The organism is Massilia sp. P2_C2, from assembly GCF_056404615.1.
The window spans coordinates 1-16,150 of the sequence record NZ_JBFUDR010000137.1 but is presented as its reverse complement, the minus strand read 5'-3'; the positions used below and the strand labels follow the sequence as shown (position 1 = coordinate 16,150).

Below are 16,150 nucleotides of genomic sequence, written 5' to 3'. Positions count from 1 at the left end.
GATCCGCTCGCGAACAAGACGAACAAGGGCATCGGCTACGGCGACGTGTTCCTGTCCGACACGTGGAACGCTGCCGGCTCGAGCGCCGACCACTACGCGACGGACAACGCGACCAAGGGGACCGTCTGGGACTACGGCCTCGCGCTCGACAACCGCTGGAGCAATACGGGCGGCACGTTCAAGCTGTATGCACTGAACGGCGCGACCAATGCGTCGAACATCATCAACTCGAACAGCTACATCAGTTGCGGCACATCATGCTACCGCGAGAACGAGGAAACGGCGGTGAACACCAAGTCGGCCACCGTCAAGGACACCGGCCTGGCCGGTGTGTGGACCGTCAACTCCGTCGCAAAAAGCCTCTCGTTCACGATCAACCTGAGCGGCTCCGAACTGTTGGATTACAGCTCGTTCGCGATGCACTGGGGCGAGACCTGCCAGAACGATATCATCGAAGGCCTGGCAATGAACGTGCACGTCCCGCTGCCTGGCACGGCCGCGCTGCTCGTGCTGGGTCTGGGCGCGCTCGGCGTGGCCCGCCGCCGCCGCGGCGGCCGCGCGCTGCCGCCCGGCGCCGCCGTCTGACTTCTCCCTCCTGGCCTTAGGACCAGTGTCCGCGCGGCGCCCTGCCGCTAGACTCGCCATGTCATCCCATCGCGAGGTCACCATGGACAAACACACCACCCCCGACGAATCCGGCGTCGTACAGGCATTCGGCGCGCTCGCGCCCGTACGTATCGGTCTGCACGAACAGATCCGCGCACAGAGCGTGCGCGCCCTGAACCGCCTGCTGGCGCACACGATGGCGCTGCGCGACGCCTACAAGAAAGCGCACTGGCAGACGTCCGGCGCCACGTTCTACGAACTCCATCTGCTGTTCGACAAGCACTACGACGAGCAGGTCACGATCATGGATGCCCTCGCCGAACGCATCCAGACGCTGGGCGGCGTCACGTTCGCGCTGCCCGGCGACGTGGCGGACGAATCGTCGATCGCACGCGCGCCGCGCGGCCGCGAGTCGGCGCACGCGCAGCTGGAGCGGCTGGCCGCCGCGCACGAGACGATCCTGCTCGACGCCCGTCCGCTGGCGCGCGCGGCCGCGGAAGCCGGCGACGACGGCAGCAACGACCTGATCGTCAGCCAGGTGGTGCGCGCCAACGAACTGCAAAGCTGGTTCGTCGTCCAGCACCTGGCGCAGCGCACGGAACAGGGCTGACTGCCGCCTGACGGGCACGCATATCCGTTCGTATAGCTGGACCCGGCCCGCCTTCGTCCCGACAATGCACCCGGCGGCGCGACATTTCCGTCCGCGCCGCCGACCACCGGACGAGGAGCAGCCCATGACCACCCACCCGCCTCCACTGGCGGCCTGCCTGGACCCCGAGCGGCAGGCGCGCCTGGCCACGATCGGCCAGCTGGCCGCGTCGATCGCGCACGAAGTCGACCAGCCGCTGGCCGCCATCACGCTGCACGCCCAGGCCGCGCTGCTCTGCATCGAACGCGCGCAGGCGCCCGCGGAAGCCCGGGCCGCGCTGTGCGCCGTGCTCACGGCATCGCGCCAGGCCAGCGCCATCGTGCACGGCGTGCGCGCGCTGGCCGGGCCGCGCACGCCTGCCCCCGTCCCATGCGCACTCGACGACGCCGTCGACGATGTCCTGGCCGGCTACGCCGCCGACCTGCAAGGCAACGCCGTCGCCTGCCGCGTGGCGATCGCCCCCGCCGCGCGCACGGTGCGGGCGCATCCGGTGCAGCTGCGCCARGTACTGCGCAACCTCGTCGGCAATGCCATCGACGCGCTGCGCGCCGTGGACGGCCGGCCGCGCCGGCTCACCTTGCGCGCCCGGCCGGGCGCGGACGGCACGGTCGTCGTCACCGTGCACGACAACGGCGGCGGCCTCGATGCAGCCGCGGCGGACCGCGTATTCGATCCGCTCGTGACGACGAAGGCGCATGGACTCGGACTGGGCCTGGCGATCTGCCGCACCATCGTCGACGCACACGGCGGCCGTCTCTGGCTGGCCGCCAATCCCGGCCACGGCTGCACGGCCGGCTTCGCGCTGCCGCGCGGCGACGAGGCGCACCATGGATGACGCGCATCCCATCAGGCTGCTGGTCGCCGACGACCATCCTCTGATCCGGGCCGGACTCGCGGCGCTGATTCGCGCCGAGCCGGCGCTCGCGCTCGTGGGCGAAGCGGGCGATGCCGTGGAAGCCGTCGATCTGTACCTGCGCCTGCGGCCGGACGTCATGCTCGTCGACCTGAACATGCCGGGGGGCGGCGGGATCGAGGCGATCCGCAAGGTCCGCGCGCTCGTCCCCGACGCCCGCATCGTCATCATCACCACGTACGACGGCGACGAGGACGTGCACCGCGGCCTGCTGGCGGGCGCAAGCGCTTATCTCCTCAAGCAGTCCGGCCTCGACGAGGTGCTGCACTGCGTGCGCCAGGTCGCCGCCAACCGCCGCTACCTCGCACCGGGCCTGGCCGAGAAGCTGGCGACGCGCGTGGATGCCAACCGCCTGTCGCGGCGCGAGCTGGAAATCCTCGCCCACCTCGCGGCCGGCCTGAGCAACAAGATGATTGCGCGCACGGAGAACATCGGCGTCGGGACAGTCAAATACCACGTCAACAACATCCTGTCGAAACTGGATGTGTCGTGCCGGACGGAGGCGGCCTGCGTGGCGGCCCGCAGGGGACTGATCCAGCCATATTGACAAACGCTATCATAAATGTTTTACAATCGGCATCGTTACCATGCTCACCCTCCCCGCATGAACCCTGCCACCACCCTGCCGCTGCGCGTTCTGATCGCGGACGACCATCCGATGATGCGAGAAGGCATCGCCGCATCGCTCACCGCGCACGGCGGCATCGAGGTCGTCGCCCAGGCCAGCGACGGCGACGAAGCGATCCACCTGTTCACCCGGCTGCGTCCGGACGTGGCGCTCATCGACCTGCAGATGCCCGGCAAGGACGGCCTGGAAGCGATCCGCGCCATCCGCAGCCTGCATCCGGGCGCGCGGCTCGTCGTGCTCACGACCTATGACGGCGATGCCCGCATCGCGGCCGCCCTCAAGGCCGGCGCGTCGGCCTACCTGCTGAAGAACGTACCGGGCCGCCAGTTGGCGGCCACGGTGCGCGAGGTGCACGCCGGCTCGCACGTCCTGCCCCAGGCGCTGCGGCGCGAGGTGGCGATCCACTATGCCGGCGACGCGTTGTCGCCGCGCGAACTCGACGTCCTGCGCCTCGCCGCCGTCGGCCATTCGAACCGGGCGACCGGCGAACAGCTGGGCATCGGCGAGACGACGGTCAAGACGCACATGAGCGCGATCCTCGTGAAGCTGGGCGCCAACGACCGGGCGCACGCCGTCACGCTGGCCGTCCAACGCGGCTTCATCGATCTCTGACCGCGCCGCCATGAGGCTCCGCCATCGTCTCGCGGCCATGCTCGCCGCCGCGCTGCCCATCGGCGCACCGGCCGCCACCGCCGCGACCGGAGGCTTCGCCGACTATCACCACACCCAATGGACGGCGTCCGACGGCGCGCCGCCCGGCATCCAGACGATGGCGCAGACCCGCGACGGCTGGCTGTGGCTCGGCACCATCGACGGACTGTACCGCTTCGACGGACTGCGCTTCGAGCGCTATCCGCTGCCGCCGGTGCGCGTGCGCACGCGCGACCTGATCTACGCCTTACGGGCCGCGCCGAACGGCGACCTGGTCATCGCCTACTTCGCGGAAGGCATCTCCGTGCTGCATCCGGACGGCCGGTTCGAAGACTTGCCGCCGCAACCATCGCCGGTCGACAACGCGGGCGCGCTGGCGGTGGATGCGGACGGCAGCCTGTGGAGCCTCAACACGCGCGTGATGCATCTCGTCGGCGGCCGCTGGCAGGTCGTGCCCACCGGACCAGGATGGGTCAGCGCGAGTATCCAGAGCCTCGTCGCCGACGGCGCGGGCCGCTTGTGGGCGTTCAACGACAGCGGTGCCTGGCGCCTGGACCGGTCCGCAGGCCGCTTCGTCCAGGTGACGGCCACACCCGGCTTGCCGCTGCTGGCCCCGGACGGACGCCTGTGGCAGATGGCGGCGGACCGTACCATGCGCCTCGTGGATGTCACCGGCGCCGGGCGCCCGGCCACGTTTTCCGCAGCGGAATCGCGCGCGGGCGGGCAGTTCGGCGCGGACGGCGCGCTCTGGCTGCCGAAATGTCCGCGAACCGTGTGCCGCGTGCCGAACGCGGCGCAGCGCACGGAAACCCGCTGGCCGGTGCGCCCGGCGATCACGGAACGCGTAACGGCACCGTCGCAGGTGTCGGGCCAGGACGCCGTCGCCGTGCTGGAAGACCGCGAGGGCGACATCTGGGTGGCGACGGAAAACGGGCTGGACCGCTTCCGCCGCAACCGCTTCCTCACGACCGGCCTGCCCGGCAACGGTGCCCGCTACAGCCTGGCCACCGACGGAGACAGCGTGCTGGCGGCCGACATCCAGACCGGCACCCTGTGGCGCCTCGCGCCCGACGCGGCACCGGCCGTCGTACCGGGGCCCTGGATCAGCGTGATCAGGAACGGCCAGGATGGCACCGTGCTCCTCGGCGGCAAGCGCAGCGTCTGGCGCCGCCGCGGCGCCAGCACCCTGGAGATTCCGCTGCCGCCCGGCCCGGACGGCAAACCGCGCGACCATCACCTGATAGGCTTCCTGGACGACGGCAAGGTCCTGTGGACGGCATCGCCCGAGACCGCACTGATCGGTTGGCGCGATGGCCGCTGGCTGCCGCGCGCGGCATTCAACCTGCCGCCGAAGATCTACCAGTCGGCGACGTCCGGCCGCGCCGGCAACTGGTTCGCCACGGGCGACGGCAAGCTGGTCCACCACCTCGACGACCAACTTACGACCTACTCCCTCGACCCCATCGGCATGGCCAGCAATATGTTCCCCGGCGACCCGCTGTTCGTCAGCGGCGCTGGCGGCGGCGCCGTGCTGCGCGAGGGCGTGCTGCGCCCGCTGCGCACCCGCGACCCGGGCGTCCTGCGCAACCTGTCCGGCATGGTCGTCACGCCGGACGGCGACCGCTGGCTGAACGGCTTTGCGGGCCTCGTCCACGTACGCGCCGCCGACTGGCGCCAGGCCATGCGAAATCCGGACCTGCCGCTGCGCTACGAATTGTTCGATGCGCTGGACGGCTATCCCGGCCGCGCGGCCTTCGAGAACCGCTGGCCCGGCATGGTCAGCGCCGACGGCCGCAATGTGTGGCTGACGGCCTCCGGTGGGGTCGCGCGCCTCGACCTGGCGCAGTTGCGCCGCAACCGCGTGCCGCCACAGGCCATCGTCCTCGGCGTCGAGGCGGGCAACCGCACCTGGCCGGCGCGCGGGAAGATCGAACTGCCGGCGGGCGCCGACCATTTCCGCATCCAGTACACGGCGCCGGCGCTGCGCATGCCGGAGCGCGTGCGCTTCGAATACCGGCTCGACGGCGTCGACGGCGCGTGGCTCGATGGCGGCACCCGCCGTGCGACCACGTACACGAACGTCGGCCCGGGCGATTACGTGTTCCGCGTGCGCGCCGTGAACGAGGACGGCGTAGCGGGCGATGTCGTCGCCACGCTGCCGCTGCGCGTGGCGCCGACGCTCGTGCAGACCACGTGGTTCCGGCTCGCCTGCGCCGGCGCGCTCGTCCTGCTCGGCGTGCTTCTTTACCGCTACCGCATGCGCTACGTGACGCGCCGCCTGACGGAGCGGCTGCAGGTCAGGACGGCCGAGCGCGAACGCATCGCGCGTACCCTGCACGACACGTTCCTGCAGACCGTGCAGGGCCTCGTGCTGCGCGTGGACGCCGTCGCCGCCACCCTGCCGACGGACGATGGCGCACGCAGGCAGCTGGAACACGTGCTGGACGACGCCAGCCTGGCCATCGGCGAAGGCCGCGACCAGTTGCAGGATCTGCGCGCCGGCGACGCCCACGTGCTGGAAGACGTCCTGGCGGACACGATCGCGAAGCTGAAGATCGCGCGCGGCGCGCTCGCCGTCGACCTGCACGTGACCGGCGAGCGCCGCGCCCTGCTCGCACCGGTCGCCGACGAGATCGCGGAAATCGCGCGCGAAGCCCTGCGCAACGCATTCGCCCATGCCCACGCGGCGCGCCTTGGCGTGACACTGGAATACGGCCGCCGTGCACTCGTCCTGTGCGTGGCCGACGATGGCCGCGGCCTGCCCGAGCCGGTGCGGCGCGACGGCGCGCGCAGCGGCCACTGGGGCCTCGTCGGCATGCGCGAACGCGCCGCGCGGATCGGTGCGCGGCTCGAGATCTGCAGCGGTCCGCGTCTCGGAACGGCCGTCACGCTGACGGTGCCCGGCGCGCGCGCCTACGCTGGCTGACCCTCGCCGACATACACCTCCAACCCGGCCACGAGCGCATCGAACGCGACGCGGCAACGCGGACTGGCGCGCAGGTCCTCGTGCATCGTGACCCACATGTCGAGCCGAAGGGCCAACGCGTCCGCCAGCACACGCACAAGGGCCGGTGCGCGCGCGGCTAGCTGCACCTGGCAGACGCCCAGCCCGACGCCGGCCCGCATCAGCGCCAGCTGGGCCGTGTTGCTGTCCGTGCGCACGGTGAACTGGTCGAGCGACAGGCCCGGCAACGATTTCGCGGCCGCGCGCAGGAACGGCGTCTCGCGGTCGTGGCCGATCACCGTATGCGCCGCCAGGTCGGCCACGGTGGCGGGCATTCCGCAGCGGGCGATGTAGTCCGCACTGGCGTGCATGCCCAATTCGACGGACCCGACACGGCGTGCCACCAGCTGTTCCTGGCGCGGCGCCGTCATGCGCACGGCGACGTCGGCCTCGCGCTGCAACAGGTCGTGCACGCGGTCCGACAGCACGAGTTCCACCTCCAGCGCCGGATGGCGCCGCGCCAGGTCGGCCACGATGGCCGGCATCACTTCGATGCCGACGACCTCGCTGACGCTGATCCGCACCGTGCCCCGGACGGCATCCATCCCGTCGCGGAACCCCGACGCCTTCCGTTCCAACGCGGCGGCCGTGCTCTCCATCGCCTCGGCATCCGCGCGCAGCGCCAGTGCGGCCCCGGTCGGCAGCAGGCCCGTCTGCGAGCGCGTGAACAGCACGATCCCGAGCGCCGCCTCCAGCGCCGCCACGTGCCGCCCGACCGTGGGCTGCGCCACGCCGAGCGCGCGCGCCGCGCCGGACTGCGAGCCTTCGCGCAGCACGCCGAGGAAGGCGCGGTACAACTCCCATTCGATGTTGGACGCCATGGTTCTACAAAAATGTATAGCTAATGGTAAGTGATATGCAATTCCATTGCACCAGACAGACCGTTACGCTGTCAACACTTTCAATAACCGACAGGGAGAACGACATGGCGACGGCACTGGTATTGGGCGCGAGCGGCGGCATCGGTGGCGAGGTGGCACGCCGGCTGGTGCGCACGGGCTGGCAGGTACGGGGGCTGAAGCGCGGCCTGGCGCGCGAGATGGTGGACGCCGACGGCATCGCCTGGCTCGCAGGCGACGCACTGCACGGTCCCGACGTGCTGCGCGCGGCCCAGGGCTGCAGCGTGATCGTCCACGCCGTGAACCCGCCGGGCTACCACGACTGGGACACTCTGGTGCCGCGCATGCTGGACAACACGCTCGCCGCGGCCTCCGCCAACGATGCGCTGATCGTCCTGCCCGGCACCGTCTACAACTACGGTCCCGACGCCTTCCCGCTGATCGCCGAAGACGCGCCCCAGCATCCCGCCACGCGCAAGGGCGCAATGCGGGTGCGCATGGAATCCATGCTGCAGGAGCACGCGGCGCGGGGTGGACGCGTGCTCATCGTGCGCGCGGGCGACTTCTTCGGTCCCCACCTCGGCAACAGCTGGTTCGCGCAGGGCATGATCAAGCCGGGCCGGCCGGTACGCCGCATCGCCAATCCGAACCTGCCCGGCGTCGGCCACCAGTGGGCGTACCTGCCCGACGTGGCCGCGACGATGGCCGCGCTGATCGAGCGGCGCGCAGAGTTGCCGCACTTTGCGCGCTTCCACATGGCCGGACATTGGGACACGGACGGCAGCGCGATGTGCGCCGCGATCCGCCGCGTCGTCGCGCGCCGCGGCGGATCGGCCAAAGTCGCCGCTTTTCCGTGGTGGCTCGTGAGGCTGGCGACGCCGTTCAATGAAACGCTGCGCGAGTTGTGGGAAATGCGCTACCTGTGGCGCGAGAGCGTACGCATGGACAACGCCCGCCTCGCCGCTTTCCTCGGCGCGGAACCGCACACGCCGCTGGACGATGCCGTCGAGCGCACGCTGGAAGGCCTGGGCTGCCTGCCGGCCGCCGCATCCGTCCCCGCAGCCGCCGCCCGCATCCGCGCGGCCGGCTAACCGCCCAGCGGCCGGCCCTTGCCGTACATGCGGCATTCGGCCGCCAACGCCAGCAGGTTCGGATCGCGCTCGCGGCTCTTGGACAGCAGGAGGCTGATGGTCTGGTGCGACGCATACGGCGCATCGAGGGGAATCAGCTGGATGCGCGTGCTGAACTCGGCCACGCGGCCGGGCAGCAGGCTGTAGCCCATGCCGCCGCTCACCAGGTTGATCAGCGAGAAGATGTCGCCCACGCGCATGATCGTTTCCGGCGTGTAGCCCGCCTGGCGGAACGCGTGGTCGAAGCTGTCGGACGTAACGAAGCCGCCGCCCAGCGTGATGAATTTTTCGCCGTGCAGGTCGCGCAGGTCCACGTGGCCCCGGTCCGCGTACGGCGAGCCGAGCGGCGCCGCCAGGCGGATCTCGTCCTCGAACAGCGGCACGGCCAGCAGTTGTGCGTCGTCGATGGGCGCCTGCAGGCCGATGACGATGGCGTCCAGCCGGCCCTCGTCCAGGCCGCGCAGCAATTCCTGATTCGAGCCCAGGGTGAGGTCGATCTGCAGCTCCGGCCGGCGCAGCTTGAGGCCCATGAGCAGTTGCGGGATGCAGCGCAAGGTGAGTGAATACAGCGACCCGATCTTCAGGCGCGCGCCGGCGAACCCCGCCATTTCGCGCACCTTGCGCACGCCCTCCTCCGTCTCGTTGACGGCGCGCTGGGCGTGCCTGGCGAATGCGTAGGCCGCCGGCAGCGGCGCCAGGTTGCGGCCCTCGCGCCGGAACAGCGGGCAGCGCAAGCCCTCTTCCAGCGAATGCAGCGCGCGGTGGACGCTCACGGTGCTCATGCCCAGCTCTTCCGACACGCGCGCCAGGCTGTGCAGGCGCATGAACGCCAGGAACACTTCCAATTTCTTTAAGGTAATCTCTTCATCGATCATTGCGCGGCTCCCTCTTCGAGCATACCGCAATCATTAACTTGAGAGTAAACATTCGCGCATCGCGTTGATTGAACGGATGCCGGGTGCCGCCTAATCTGGTGCTGACGTTCCATACAAAGGAGACAACATGGAAAGCACCACGCCCGCCCCGCGCCAGTGGGATACGCGGCGCCGCGAAAAAGCGCGCCGGATGGCGGCAGTGAGCCACCTGGCCGACGGCCCCGTCCTGGACAGCGAGCGCATCGTCGACGCGCTGCAACTGCTGCTCGCGACCGGCGACCGCGTCGTCCTCGAGGGGAACAACCAGAAGCAGGCGGACTTCCTCGCCCGCGCCCTCGTCCAGGTCGACCCGGACCGCGTCCGGCAGCTGCACATGATCATGCCCAGCGTGAGCCTGCCCGAGCACCTCGACCTGTTCGAGCGCGGCATCGCGAGCAAGCTGGATTTCGCCTATGCCGGCGCGCAAAGCCTGCGCATCTCGCAATTCCTGCAGGAAGGCACGCTGCAAGTCGGCGCCCTGCACACCTATATCGAGCTGTATGCGCGGCTGTACGTCGACCTGGCGCCGAACGTCGTGATGGTCGCGGGCTACAAGGCCGACCGCCAGGGCAACCTGTACACGGGCCCCAGCACCGAGGACACGCCAGCGCTCGTCGAGGCGGCGGCGTTCCGCGACGGGATCGTGATCGCCCAGGTCAACGAGATCGTCGACGACCCGAAGGACCTGCCGCGCGTGGACATTCCCGGCGCATGGGTCGACTACGTGGTCCGCTCCGACAAGCCGTTCTACATCGAGCCGCTGTTCACCCGCGACCCGCGCCTGATCAAACCCGTGCACATCCTGATGGCGATGATGGCGATCCGCGGCGTGTACGAACGCCACAATGTGCAGTCGCTGAACCACGGCATCGGCTTCAACACGGCGGCCATCGAACTGCTGCTGCCGACCTATGGCGCGCAGCTCGGCCTGAAAGGCAAGATCTGCCGCAACTGGACGCTGAACCCGCACCCCACGCTGATCCCCGCCATCGAATCGGGCTGGGTCGAGAGCGTGCACTGCTTCGGCGCGGAGCTGGGCATGGAAAAATACACGGCGGCGCGGCCGGACGTGTTCTTCATCGGCCGCGACGGCTCGATGCGCTCCAACCGCGCGTTCTGCCAGCTGGCGGGCCAGTACGCCGTCGACCTGTTCATCGGCTCCACCCTGCAGATGGATGGCCTGGGGAATTCGTCGACGGTGACCCACGGGCGCCTCACCGGTTTCGGCGGCGCACCGAACATGGGCCACGATCCGCACGGCCGGCGCCATGCGACGCCGGCCTGGCTCGATCTCGTCGAGACGGACGATCCGCTGGCACGCGGCAAGAAGCTGGTCGTGCAGATGGTCGAGACGTTCCAGGACGGCAGCCAGCCCACGATCGTCGAATCGCTCGACGCCGTGGAAGTCGGCAAGACGTCCGGGATGCCGCTGGCCCCCGTGATGATCTATGGCGACGACGTCACCCACGTCCTGACGGAAGAAGGCATCGCCTACCTGTACAAGGCGCGCTCGCTGGAAGAGAGAAAAGCGATGCTGGCCGCCGTCGCGGGCGTGACGCCCATCGGCCTCACCCACGACCCGAAGCAGACGGCCCGGATGCGGTCCGAAGGCCTGATCGCGCTGCCGGAAGACATGGGCGTGCGCCGCGCCGACGCCACCCGCTCGCTGCTGGCCGCGAAGAGCATCRCCGAGCTGGTCGACTGGTCCGGCGGCCTGTACGAACCCCCGGCCAAATTCAGGAGCTGGTGATGATGGCGCGCGATCCCATCCTCGTCCCCGCAGCCGACGTCGCGAGCCGGCTGGCCGACCATGCCGTCGCCGCTCTCGTCGACGAGGCGATGCTGACGCCGAAGCCGGGCCTCGTCGACCTGCGCGGCAGCGGCGCCCACCGCGACCTTTCGTGGCCGCTGATGTGCGCCTCGGCCTGTGCGCTGCGGCCGGGTTTCCGGCAGATGGCACAGGCCGGGCTGGACCATCCGGACCACGCGCCGCTGCTGCGCCGCCGCATCGGCGCCATCGGCCGCGACGCCGAGACCGCGATGATGGCGGCCAGCGGTGGCGTCAACACGCACCGCGGCGCGATCTGGGCGCTCGGGCTGCTCGTGACGGCGGCCGCCGCGTCGGCACGCACCGACGCCCGCGCCATCGCCGCGCACGCCGGCCGCCTGGCCGGCATTACCGACCCAGGCGCACCGCTGCGCACGGGCCACAAGGGAGAACAGGCGTGCATCGAGCACGGCGTCGGCGGTGCGCGCGGCCAGGCCCGCGCCGGCTTCCCGCACGTGGTCGACCACGCGCTGCCGATGCTGGCGCTGGCGCGTGCGCGCGGCGACGCCGAACACCACGCCCGCGTGAATGCCCTGCTCGCCGTGATGGCCACGCTGGACGACACCTGCCTGCTGGCGCGCGGCGGCCGCAAGGCGCTGGCCGCCGTGCAGCATGGCGCGCGCCGCGTGCTGGCCGTCGGCGGCATCGCCACCAGCAACGGCCGGCGCGCATTCGAGCTGCTTGAACGCGGCATGCGCAGGCTGCACGTATCGCCCGGCGGCGCCGCCGACCTGCTGGCCGCCGCGCTGCTGCTGGACCGGATCCAACGAGGAGACTGAAACATCATGGAAAGACTGGATTACGAATTCGCGGCCGGGCAGCCGGCGCCGGGACGCACCGTCTGCGGCGTCGTCAGCTCCGGCGACCTGGAAGTGCTGCTGGAGCCCGCCGTCGCCGGCCGCACGTCGGTGTCCGTGCAGACGTCCGTCGACGGCTACGGCGCCACCTGGAAGGCATTGCTGGAACGGGTGTTCGGCGCAGGCGACCTGCCGGCGGCGCGCATCGAGATCAACGACAACGGCGCCACGCCCGGCGTCGTGCGCATGCGCATCGAGCAGGCGTACGAACAGGCGGCGAACAACGGAGGCAAGCCATGAACGTCGACCAACTCCTCGAGCGCGACAGCTTCATCGAACGCGGCGCCCGCAGCCGCGCGCAGGCGCTGCTCGATGCGGGTACGATGCGCGAACTTGCGGGCCCGTTCGAGCGCCTGCATTCGCCCTGGCTCGCCATGCAGCACCTCGTCACGCAGGCCGACGATGGCGTCGTCGTGGCCAAGGGCCGGCTGGACGGGCGGCCGGCGGTCGTCCTCGCGATCGAAGGGGCTTTTCAGGGCGGCAGCATGGGAGAAATCGGCGCCGCCAAGATCGCCGGCGCGCTGGAACTGGCGCTGCGCGACAACGAGCGGGGCATCCCGACGCAGGCCGTGATCGTGTTCGAGACGGGCGGGGTGCGCCTGCAGGAGGCGAACCTGGGCCTGGCCGGCATCGCCGAGATCCAGTCCGCCATCGTCGCCCTGCGCCGCCACGTTCCCGTGATCGGCGTCAGCGCGGGCACCGTGGGCTGCTATGGCGGCATGTCGATCGCGGCCGGGCTGTGCTCGTACTTCGTGATGACGCGTGAAGCCCGCCTCGGCCTGAACGGTCCACAGGTCATCGAGCAGGAAGCGGGCGTCGCCGAATTCGACTCCCGCCAGCGCACGCTGATCTGGGAACTGACCGGCGGCGAGCAGCGCATCGCGGCCCGCCTGGCCGATGCCTGCGTGGACGACGACACGGCCGCCGTGCGCGCGACCCTCGTCGACCTGTTCGCGCGCGGCCTGCCGGCCGTGCACCGCAGCGACCGCGCCGCCGACTTCCTCGCCTGCCTGGAACGCGTCGACACGACGCGCCAGGCGACGGCCCAGGACGTGCGCGACCTCTACTCGAAAGGACTGGAATGATGGCAGCGAACACGAATCACGCCTCGCGCGGCGCCATGTGGCTGCGCCTGCTCACCGGCGGCGCCCAACCCGCGCACGACTGGACGACGGTGCACGCATGCGACGCCATCCTGGCCGGCCGGCCCGCGCGCTACATCGCCGTCGTGCCCGACCCGGACAACGCATTCCCGCGCGCCCGCAACGGCGAAGTGGGCCTCGTCGAAGGCTGGCGCCTGGCCAGCGCCGTGCGCGAGGTCATCGCGCTGGACAGCGACTCCAACGACAAGCGGACTATCGTCGCCGTCATCGACGTCCCCAGCCAGGCGTACGGCCGGCGCGAGGAAGCGTACGGGATCCACCAGGCGCTGGCCGCCGCCGTGGCCGCGTATGCCGACGCGCGCCAGGCCGGTCACCCCGTGATCGGCCTGATCGTCGGCCTCGCGATGTCCGGCGCGKTCCTCGCGCACGGCTACCAGGCCGACCGCCTCATTGCGCTGGACGATCCGGCGGTCGCCGTGCACGCGATGGGCAAGGCCTCCGCGGCGCGCGTCACCCTGCGCTCGGTGGAAGCATTGGAGAAGCTGGCCGCCAGCGTGCCGCCGATGGCCTACGACATCGGGAGCTACGCCTCGCTCGGCATCCTGGACCAGGTGCTGCCGCTGACGAATCTCGCGCTGCCGGACGAGCAGGACATCGCCCTCGTCCACGGCGCGCTGGAGGCGGCGCTGGCCGATATCCTCGACGACCCGCGGCGCGGGCTGTTACGCCGCCTGCGCGGTGAACACCGCGGCGCCTCGCGCAAGGTGCGCGCACTGCTTGCAGCAGAATGGGAGGACGCCTCGTAGGGTGGGCATTTGGGGCCTGGGGCCCCAAATGAAACGTGCCCACGCGTGACGTTCGCGCCACGTTGACGTTCGCGTGGGCGCAGGGGTGCGCACCCTACCGGGACATCGCGGTACTCCGGCCGCAACAAGAAAACCACACGGCCGGCCACTTTTTCTAGGACAAAGAGGAGACAGACATGATTATCTACGGAACCGCATTGCTGGCGATATGCCACCTGCTCGGCATCTTCCTGGGCGACCTGCTCGGGACGCTGCTGGGTGCCAAGACCAACGTCGGCGGAGTGGGCATCGCCATGATCCTGCTGATCTGCGCCCGCCTGTGGTTGCACAAACGCGGCCTGATGCCGCAGCAKACCGAGATGGGCGTCGGCTTCTGGGGCGCGATGTACATCCCGGTCGTCGTCGCGATGGCCGCGCAGCAGAACGTCGTGGCGGCCCTGCGCGGCGGCCCCGTCGCCCTGCTCGCCGCCCTCGGCGCCGTGCTCGCGTGCGCCGGCTGCATTTCCCTGATCAACCGCGGCGAACGCCCGGTACCCGGCACCGAGCCGGATGCCGCCGAACGCGCCGCCACGCAACGCGCCTGAGGAGGCCATCATGCTCGAACTCCTGGAAAAGACCGTCAAACACAACGGCCTCGTGCTCGCCTTCGCCCTCGTGGGCCTGGTGATGGCCGTGTCGATGCAGATGTCGCGCCGCCTCACGCTGGGCCGGGTGCACGGCTCCGCCATCGCCATCCTGATCGGCCTCGGCCTCGCCTACTGGGGCGGCGTCCAGACCGGCGGCAAGAACGGCCTCGCGGACGTCTCGTTGTTCGCCGGCGTCGGCCTGATGGGCGGCGCCATGCTGCGTGACTTCGCCATCGTCGCCACCGCGTTCGAAGTACAGGTCGTGGAAGCGAAGAAAGCCGGCCTCGTGGGCGCGCTTGCCCTGATCCTCGGCACCGTGCTGCCGTTCGTCGTCGGCGCCGGCGTGGCGTGGGCATTCGGCTACCGCGACGCCGTCAGCATGACGACCATCGGCGCCGGCGCCGTCACCTATATCGTGGGCCCCGTCACGGGCGCGGCGATCGGCGCCAGCTCGGAGATCATGGCGCTGTCGATCGCCACCGGCCTCGTGAAGGCGATCCTCGTCATGGTCGGCACGCCGATGGCGGCGCGCTTCCTGCGCCTGTCCACGCCACGGTCGGCGATGGTGTTCGGCGGCCTCGCGGGCACGGTCAGCGGCGTCTCGGCCGGCCTCGCGGCGACGGACCGCCGGCTCGTGCCCTATGGCGCCCTCGTCGCCACGTTCCACACGGGCCTCGGCTGCCTGCTCGGACCGTCGCTACTGTTCTTCGCGACGCGCGCGCTGGTGGCTTGACATGGTCCGGCCGCACGACCTGCTGTTCCCGCGCGGCCCGGACGCGTTCCGGTCCGCCGGCCCGCGCCCCGGCTGGCTGGATGCGCAGGCGCCGCTCGTCGTGCGGCGCGAATCCACGGCGCCGGGCATCGCCGCCGTCGGCGCCCGCGGCCTGCACCGCAACGAACGCTGCAAGGGCCATGTCGCTCTCGCCGACGTGGCGGACATCGTCTCGCCACGCATGCTGGCGCAGCGCCTGCCGGCGCGGCCGGGCGACGACGCCCCCCCCTGCATCACGGCGCTGCACGCACTGGCGCCCCGGCTGGACGCGCTGGACGTGGACTGGGGCCCGGCCGGGGGCGCGGGCTACTGGCTTGCCTGCGGCCTGCCTGTACTGCGCGCGACCAGTGACCTCGATTTGCTCGTACGCCTGACCCGCCGCCCGTCCCCCGCCACGCTGGCGGGGCTGGCCGCGCTGCTGGAAGGCCAGCCCTGCCGCATCGACCTGCAGGTCGACACGGGCGCCGGCGGCTTCGCGCTGGCGGAATACGTGCGGGGCGACGGTGTGCTGCTGAAGACCGATACCGGCCCGCGCCTCGTCGCCGATCCATGGGAGGCGACATGACCGTGCTGTTCACCTTTCCCGGCCAGGGTGCGCAAAAGCCCGGCATGCTGCACACGCTGCCGGCGCACGCGGAGGCGGCGCGCACGCTGGACGAAGCGACGGCGGCGCTCGGACGCGACGTGCTCGCGCTGGACGATGCCGAAGCGCTGCGTTCCACCGTCGCCGTGCAGTTATCGCTGCTCGTCGCGGGCGTCGCGTTCGCGCGCGTGCTCGCGGCCCACGGCGCCGCCCCTGGCATGGTCGCGGGCCTGTCGATCGG

The 16,150-nt window shown here is 70.7% G+C and carries 18 protein-coding genes; 16 read left to right on the top strand and 2 right to left on the bottom strand.

The features are described 5' to 3' along the window. The 6 genes from AC1DYX_RS16770 to AC1DYX_RS16745 all read left to right on the top strand — a co-directional run. Positions 1 to 585: PEP-CTERM sorting domain-containing protein (locus AC1DYX_RS16770; RefSeq protein ID WP_477260779.1), on the top strand; the 585-nt coding region annotated here is incomplete at its 5' end. Between the two features lie 82 nt (positions 586 to 667). After that, positions 668 to 1,216 carry a Dps family protein gene (locus tag AC1DYX_RS16765; RefSeq protein WP_477260777.1) on the top strand — a complete coding sequence of 183 codons (549 nt, stop codon included), beginning with the start codon at positions 668 to 670 and terminating at the stop codon, positions 1,214 to 1,216. A 124-nt stretch (positions 1,217 to 1,340) separates the two neighbouring features. Next, the gene (locus AC1DYX_RS16760; RefSeq protein WP_477260775.1) at positions 1,341 to 2,090 is read left to right on the top strand and encodes a sensor histidine kinase; all 750 of its coding nucleotides are present in this window, start codon (positions 1,341 to 1,343) and stop codon (positions 2,088 to 2,090) included. Continuing rightward, complete coding sequence (locus AC1DYX_RS16755) at positions 2,083 to 2,715, top strand: response regulator (protein WP_477260773.1); 633 nt, start codon at positions 2,083 to 2,085, stop codon at positions 2,713 to 2,715. The genes AC1DYX_RS16760 and AC1DYX_RS16755 overlap by 8 nt, the downstream gene beginning before the upstream one ends. Positions 2,716 to 2,772: 57 nt before the next feature. Then, entirely contained in the window at positions 2,773 to 3,408 is a 636-nt protein-coding gene (locus tag AC1DYX_RS16750; protein WP_477260771.1) for a response regulator, read from the top strand. Positions 3,409 to 3,418: 10 nt separating this feature from the next. After that, entirely contained in the window at positions 3,419 to 6,373 is a 2,955-nt protein-coding gene (locus tag AC1DYX_RS16745) for a sensor histidine kinase (protein WP_477260769.1), read from the top strand. Here AC1DYX_RS16745 and AC1DYX_RS16740 read toward each other — a convergent pair. Then, a complete protein-coding gene (locus tag AC1DYX_RS16740; protein ID WP_477260767.1) occupies positions 6,361 to 7,272 on the bottom strand; it encodes a LysR family transcriptional regulator in 912 nt (303 codons plus the stop codon). The two genes, AC1DYX_RS16745 and AC1DYX_RS16740, sit on opposite strands and share 13 nt — an antisense overlap. Before the next feature lie 104 nt (positions 7,273 to 7,376). Between AC1DYX_RS16740 and AC1DYX_RS16735 the strand changes: the two genes are divergently transcribed. Next, positions 7,377 to 8,381 (top strand): NAD-dependent epimerase/dehydratase family protein, encoded by a 1,005-nt coding sequence (locus AC1DYX_RS16735; protein ID WP_477260765.1) that lies wholly within the window; start codon positions 7,377 to 7,379, stop codon positions 8,379 to 8,381. On the opposite strand, the gene AC1DYX_RS16730 is transcribed toward AC1DYX_RS16735, so the two are convergent. Next, positions 8,378 to 9,295 carry a LysR family transcriptional regulator gene (locus AC1DYX_RS16730; protein WP_477260763.1) on the bottom strand — a complete coding sequence of 306 codons (918 nt, stop codon included), beginning with the start codon at positions 9,293 to 9,295 and terminating at the stop codon, positions 8,378 to 8,380. The genes AC1DYX_RS16735 and AC1DYX_RS16730 overlap by 4 nt on opposite strands. A 127-nt stretch (positions 9,296 to 9,422) precedes the next feature. On the opposite strand from AC1DYX_RS16730, the gene mdcA reads away from it, so the two are divergent. The 9 genes from mdcA to AC1DYX_RS16685 form a co-directional block, all read left to right on the top strand. Continuing rightward, entirely contained in the window at positions 9,423 to 11,084 is a 1,662-nt protein-coding gene (mdcA, locus tag AC1DYX_RS16725; protein WP_477260761.1) for a malonate decarboxylase subunit alpha, read from the top strand. Beyond that, on the top strand, positions 11,084 to 11,941 hold the full coding sequence (locus tag AC1DYX_RS16720) for a triphosphoribosyl-dephospho-CoA synthase (protein ID WP_477260759.1): 858 nt from the start codon (positions 11,084 to 11,086) through the stop codon (positions 11,939 to 11,941). The genes mdcA and AC1DYX_RS16720 overlap by 1 nt, the downstream gene beginning before the upstream one ends. 6 nt (positions 11,942 to 11,947) lie before the next feature. Further along, a complete protein-coding gene (locus AC1DYX_RS16715; protein WP_477260758.1) occupies positions 11,948 to 12,259 on the top strand; it encodes a malonate decarboxylase subunit delta in 312 nt (103 codons plus the stop codon). Beyond that, positions 12,256 to 13,104 carry a biotin-independent malonate decarboxylase subunit beta gene (locus AC1DYX_RS16710; protein WP_477260756.1) on the top strand — a complete coding sequence of 283 codons (849 nt, stop codon included), beginning with the start codon at positions 12,256 to 12,258 and terminating at the stop codon, positions 13,102 to 13,104. Before AC1DYX_RS16715 ends, AC1DYX_RS16710 begins: the two co-directional genes overlap by 4 nt. Continuing rightward, positions 13,101 to 13,928 (top strand): biotin-independent malonate decarboxylase subunit gamma, encoded by an 828-nt coding sequence (gene mdcE, locus AC1DYX_RS16705; RefSeq protein WP_477260754.1) that lies wholly within the window; start codon positions 13,101 to 13,103, stop codon positions 13,926 to 13,928. The genes AC1DYX_RS16710 and mdcE overlap by 4 nt, the downstream gene beginning before the upstream one ends. A gap of 176 nt (positions 13,929 to 14,104) precedes the next feature. Continuing rightward, positions 14,105 to 14,512, top strand: coding sequence for a malonate transporter subunit MadL (gene madL / locus AC1DYX_RS16700; RefSeq protein WP_477260752.1), 408 nt, complete (start codon positions 14,105 to 14,107; stop codon positions 14,510 to 14,512). Positions 14,513 to 14,522: 10 nt separating this feature from the next. After that, positions 14,523 to 15,287 carry a malonate transporter subunit MadM gene (gene madM / locus AC1DYX_RS16695; protein WP_477260750.1) on the top strand — a complete coding sequence of 255 codons (765 nt, stop codon included), beginning with the start codon at positions 14,523 to 14,525 and terminating at the stop codon, positions 15,285 to 15,287. Position 15,288: 1 nt separating this feature from the next. Continuing rightward, positions 15,289 to 15,891, top strand: coding sequence for a malonate decarboxylase holo-ACP synthase (locus AC1DYX_RS16690; protein WP_477260748.1), 603 nt, complete (start codon positions 15,289 to 15,291; stop codon positions 15,889 to 15,891). Continuing rightward, positions 15,888 to 16,150: acyltransferase domain-containing protein (locus AC1DYX_RS16685; RefSeq protein WP_477260746.1), on the top strand; the 263-nt coding region annotated here is incomplete at its 3' end. The genes AC1DYX_RS16690 and AC1DYX_RS16685, both read left to right, overlap by 4 nt.

Coding starts and splice junctions, on each gene's coding strand:
- AC1DYX_RS16765 (WP_477260777.1), top strand. CDS start 668: ATGGACAAACACACCACCCCCGACGAATCCGGCGTCGTACAGGCATTC.
- AC1DYX_RS16755 (WP_477260773.1), top strand. CDS start 2,083: ATGGATGACGCGCATCCCATCAGGCTGCTGGTCGCCGACGACCATCCT.
- AC1DYX_RS16750 (WP_477260771.1), top strand. CDS start 2,773: ATGAACCCTGCCACCACCCTGCCGCTGCGCGTTCTGATCGCGGACGAC.
- AC1DYX_RS16745 (WP_477260769.1), top strand. CDS start 3,419: ATGAGGCTCCGCCATCGTCTCGCGGCCATGCTCGCCGCCGCGCTGCCC.
- AC1DYX_RS16740 (WP_477260767.1), bottom strand. CDS start 7,272: ATGGCGTCCAACATCGAATGGGAGTTGTACCGCGCCTTCCTCGGCGTG.
- AC1DYX_RS16735 (WP_477260765.1), top strand. CDS start 7,377: ATGGCGACGGCACTGGTATTGGGCGCGAGCGGCGGCATCGGTGGCGAG.
- AC1DYX_RS16730 (WP_477260763.1), bottom strand. CDS start 9,295: ATGATCGATGAAGAGATTACCTTAAAGAAATTGGAAGTGTTCCTGGCG.
- AC1DYX_RS16720 (WP_477260759.1), top strand. CDS start 11,084: ATGATGGCGCGCGATCCCATCCTCGTCCCCGCAGCCGACGTCGCGAGC.
- AC1DYX_RS16715 (WP_477260758.1), top strand. CDS start 11,948: ATGGAAAGACTGGATTACGAATTCGCGGCCGGGCAGCCGGCGCCGGGA.
- AC1DYX_RS16710 (WP_477260756.1), top strand. CDS start 12,256: ATGAACGTCGACCAACTCCTCGAGCGCGACAGCTTCATCGAACGCGGC.
- madM (WP_477260750.1), top strand. CDS start 14,523: ATGCTCGAACTCCTGGAAAAGACCGTCAAACACAACGGCCTCGTGCTC.
- AC1DYX_RS16690 (WP_477260748.1), top strand. CDS start 15,289: ATGGTCCGGCCGCACGACCTGCTGTTCCCGCGCGGCCCGGACGCGTTC.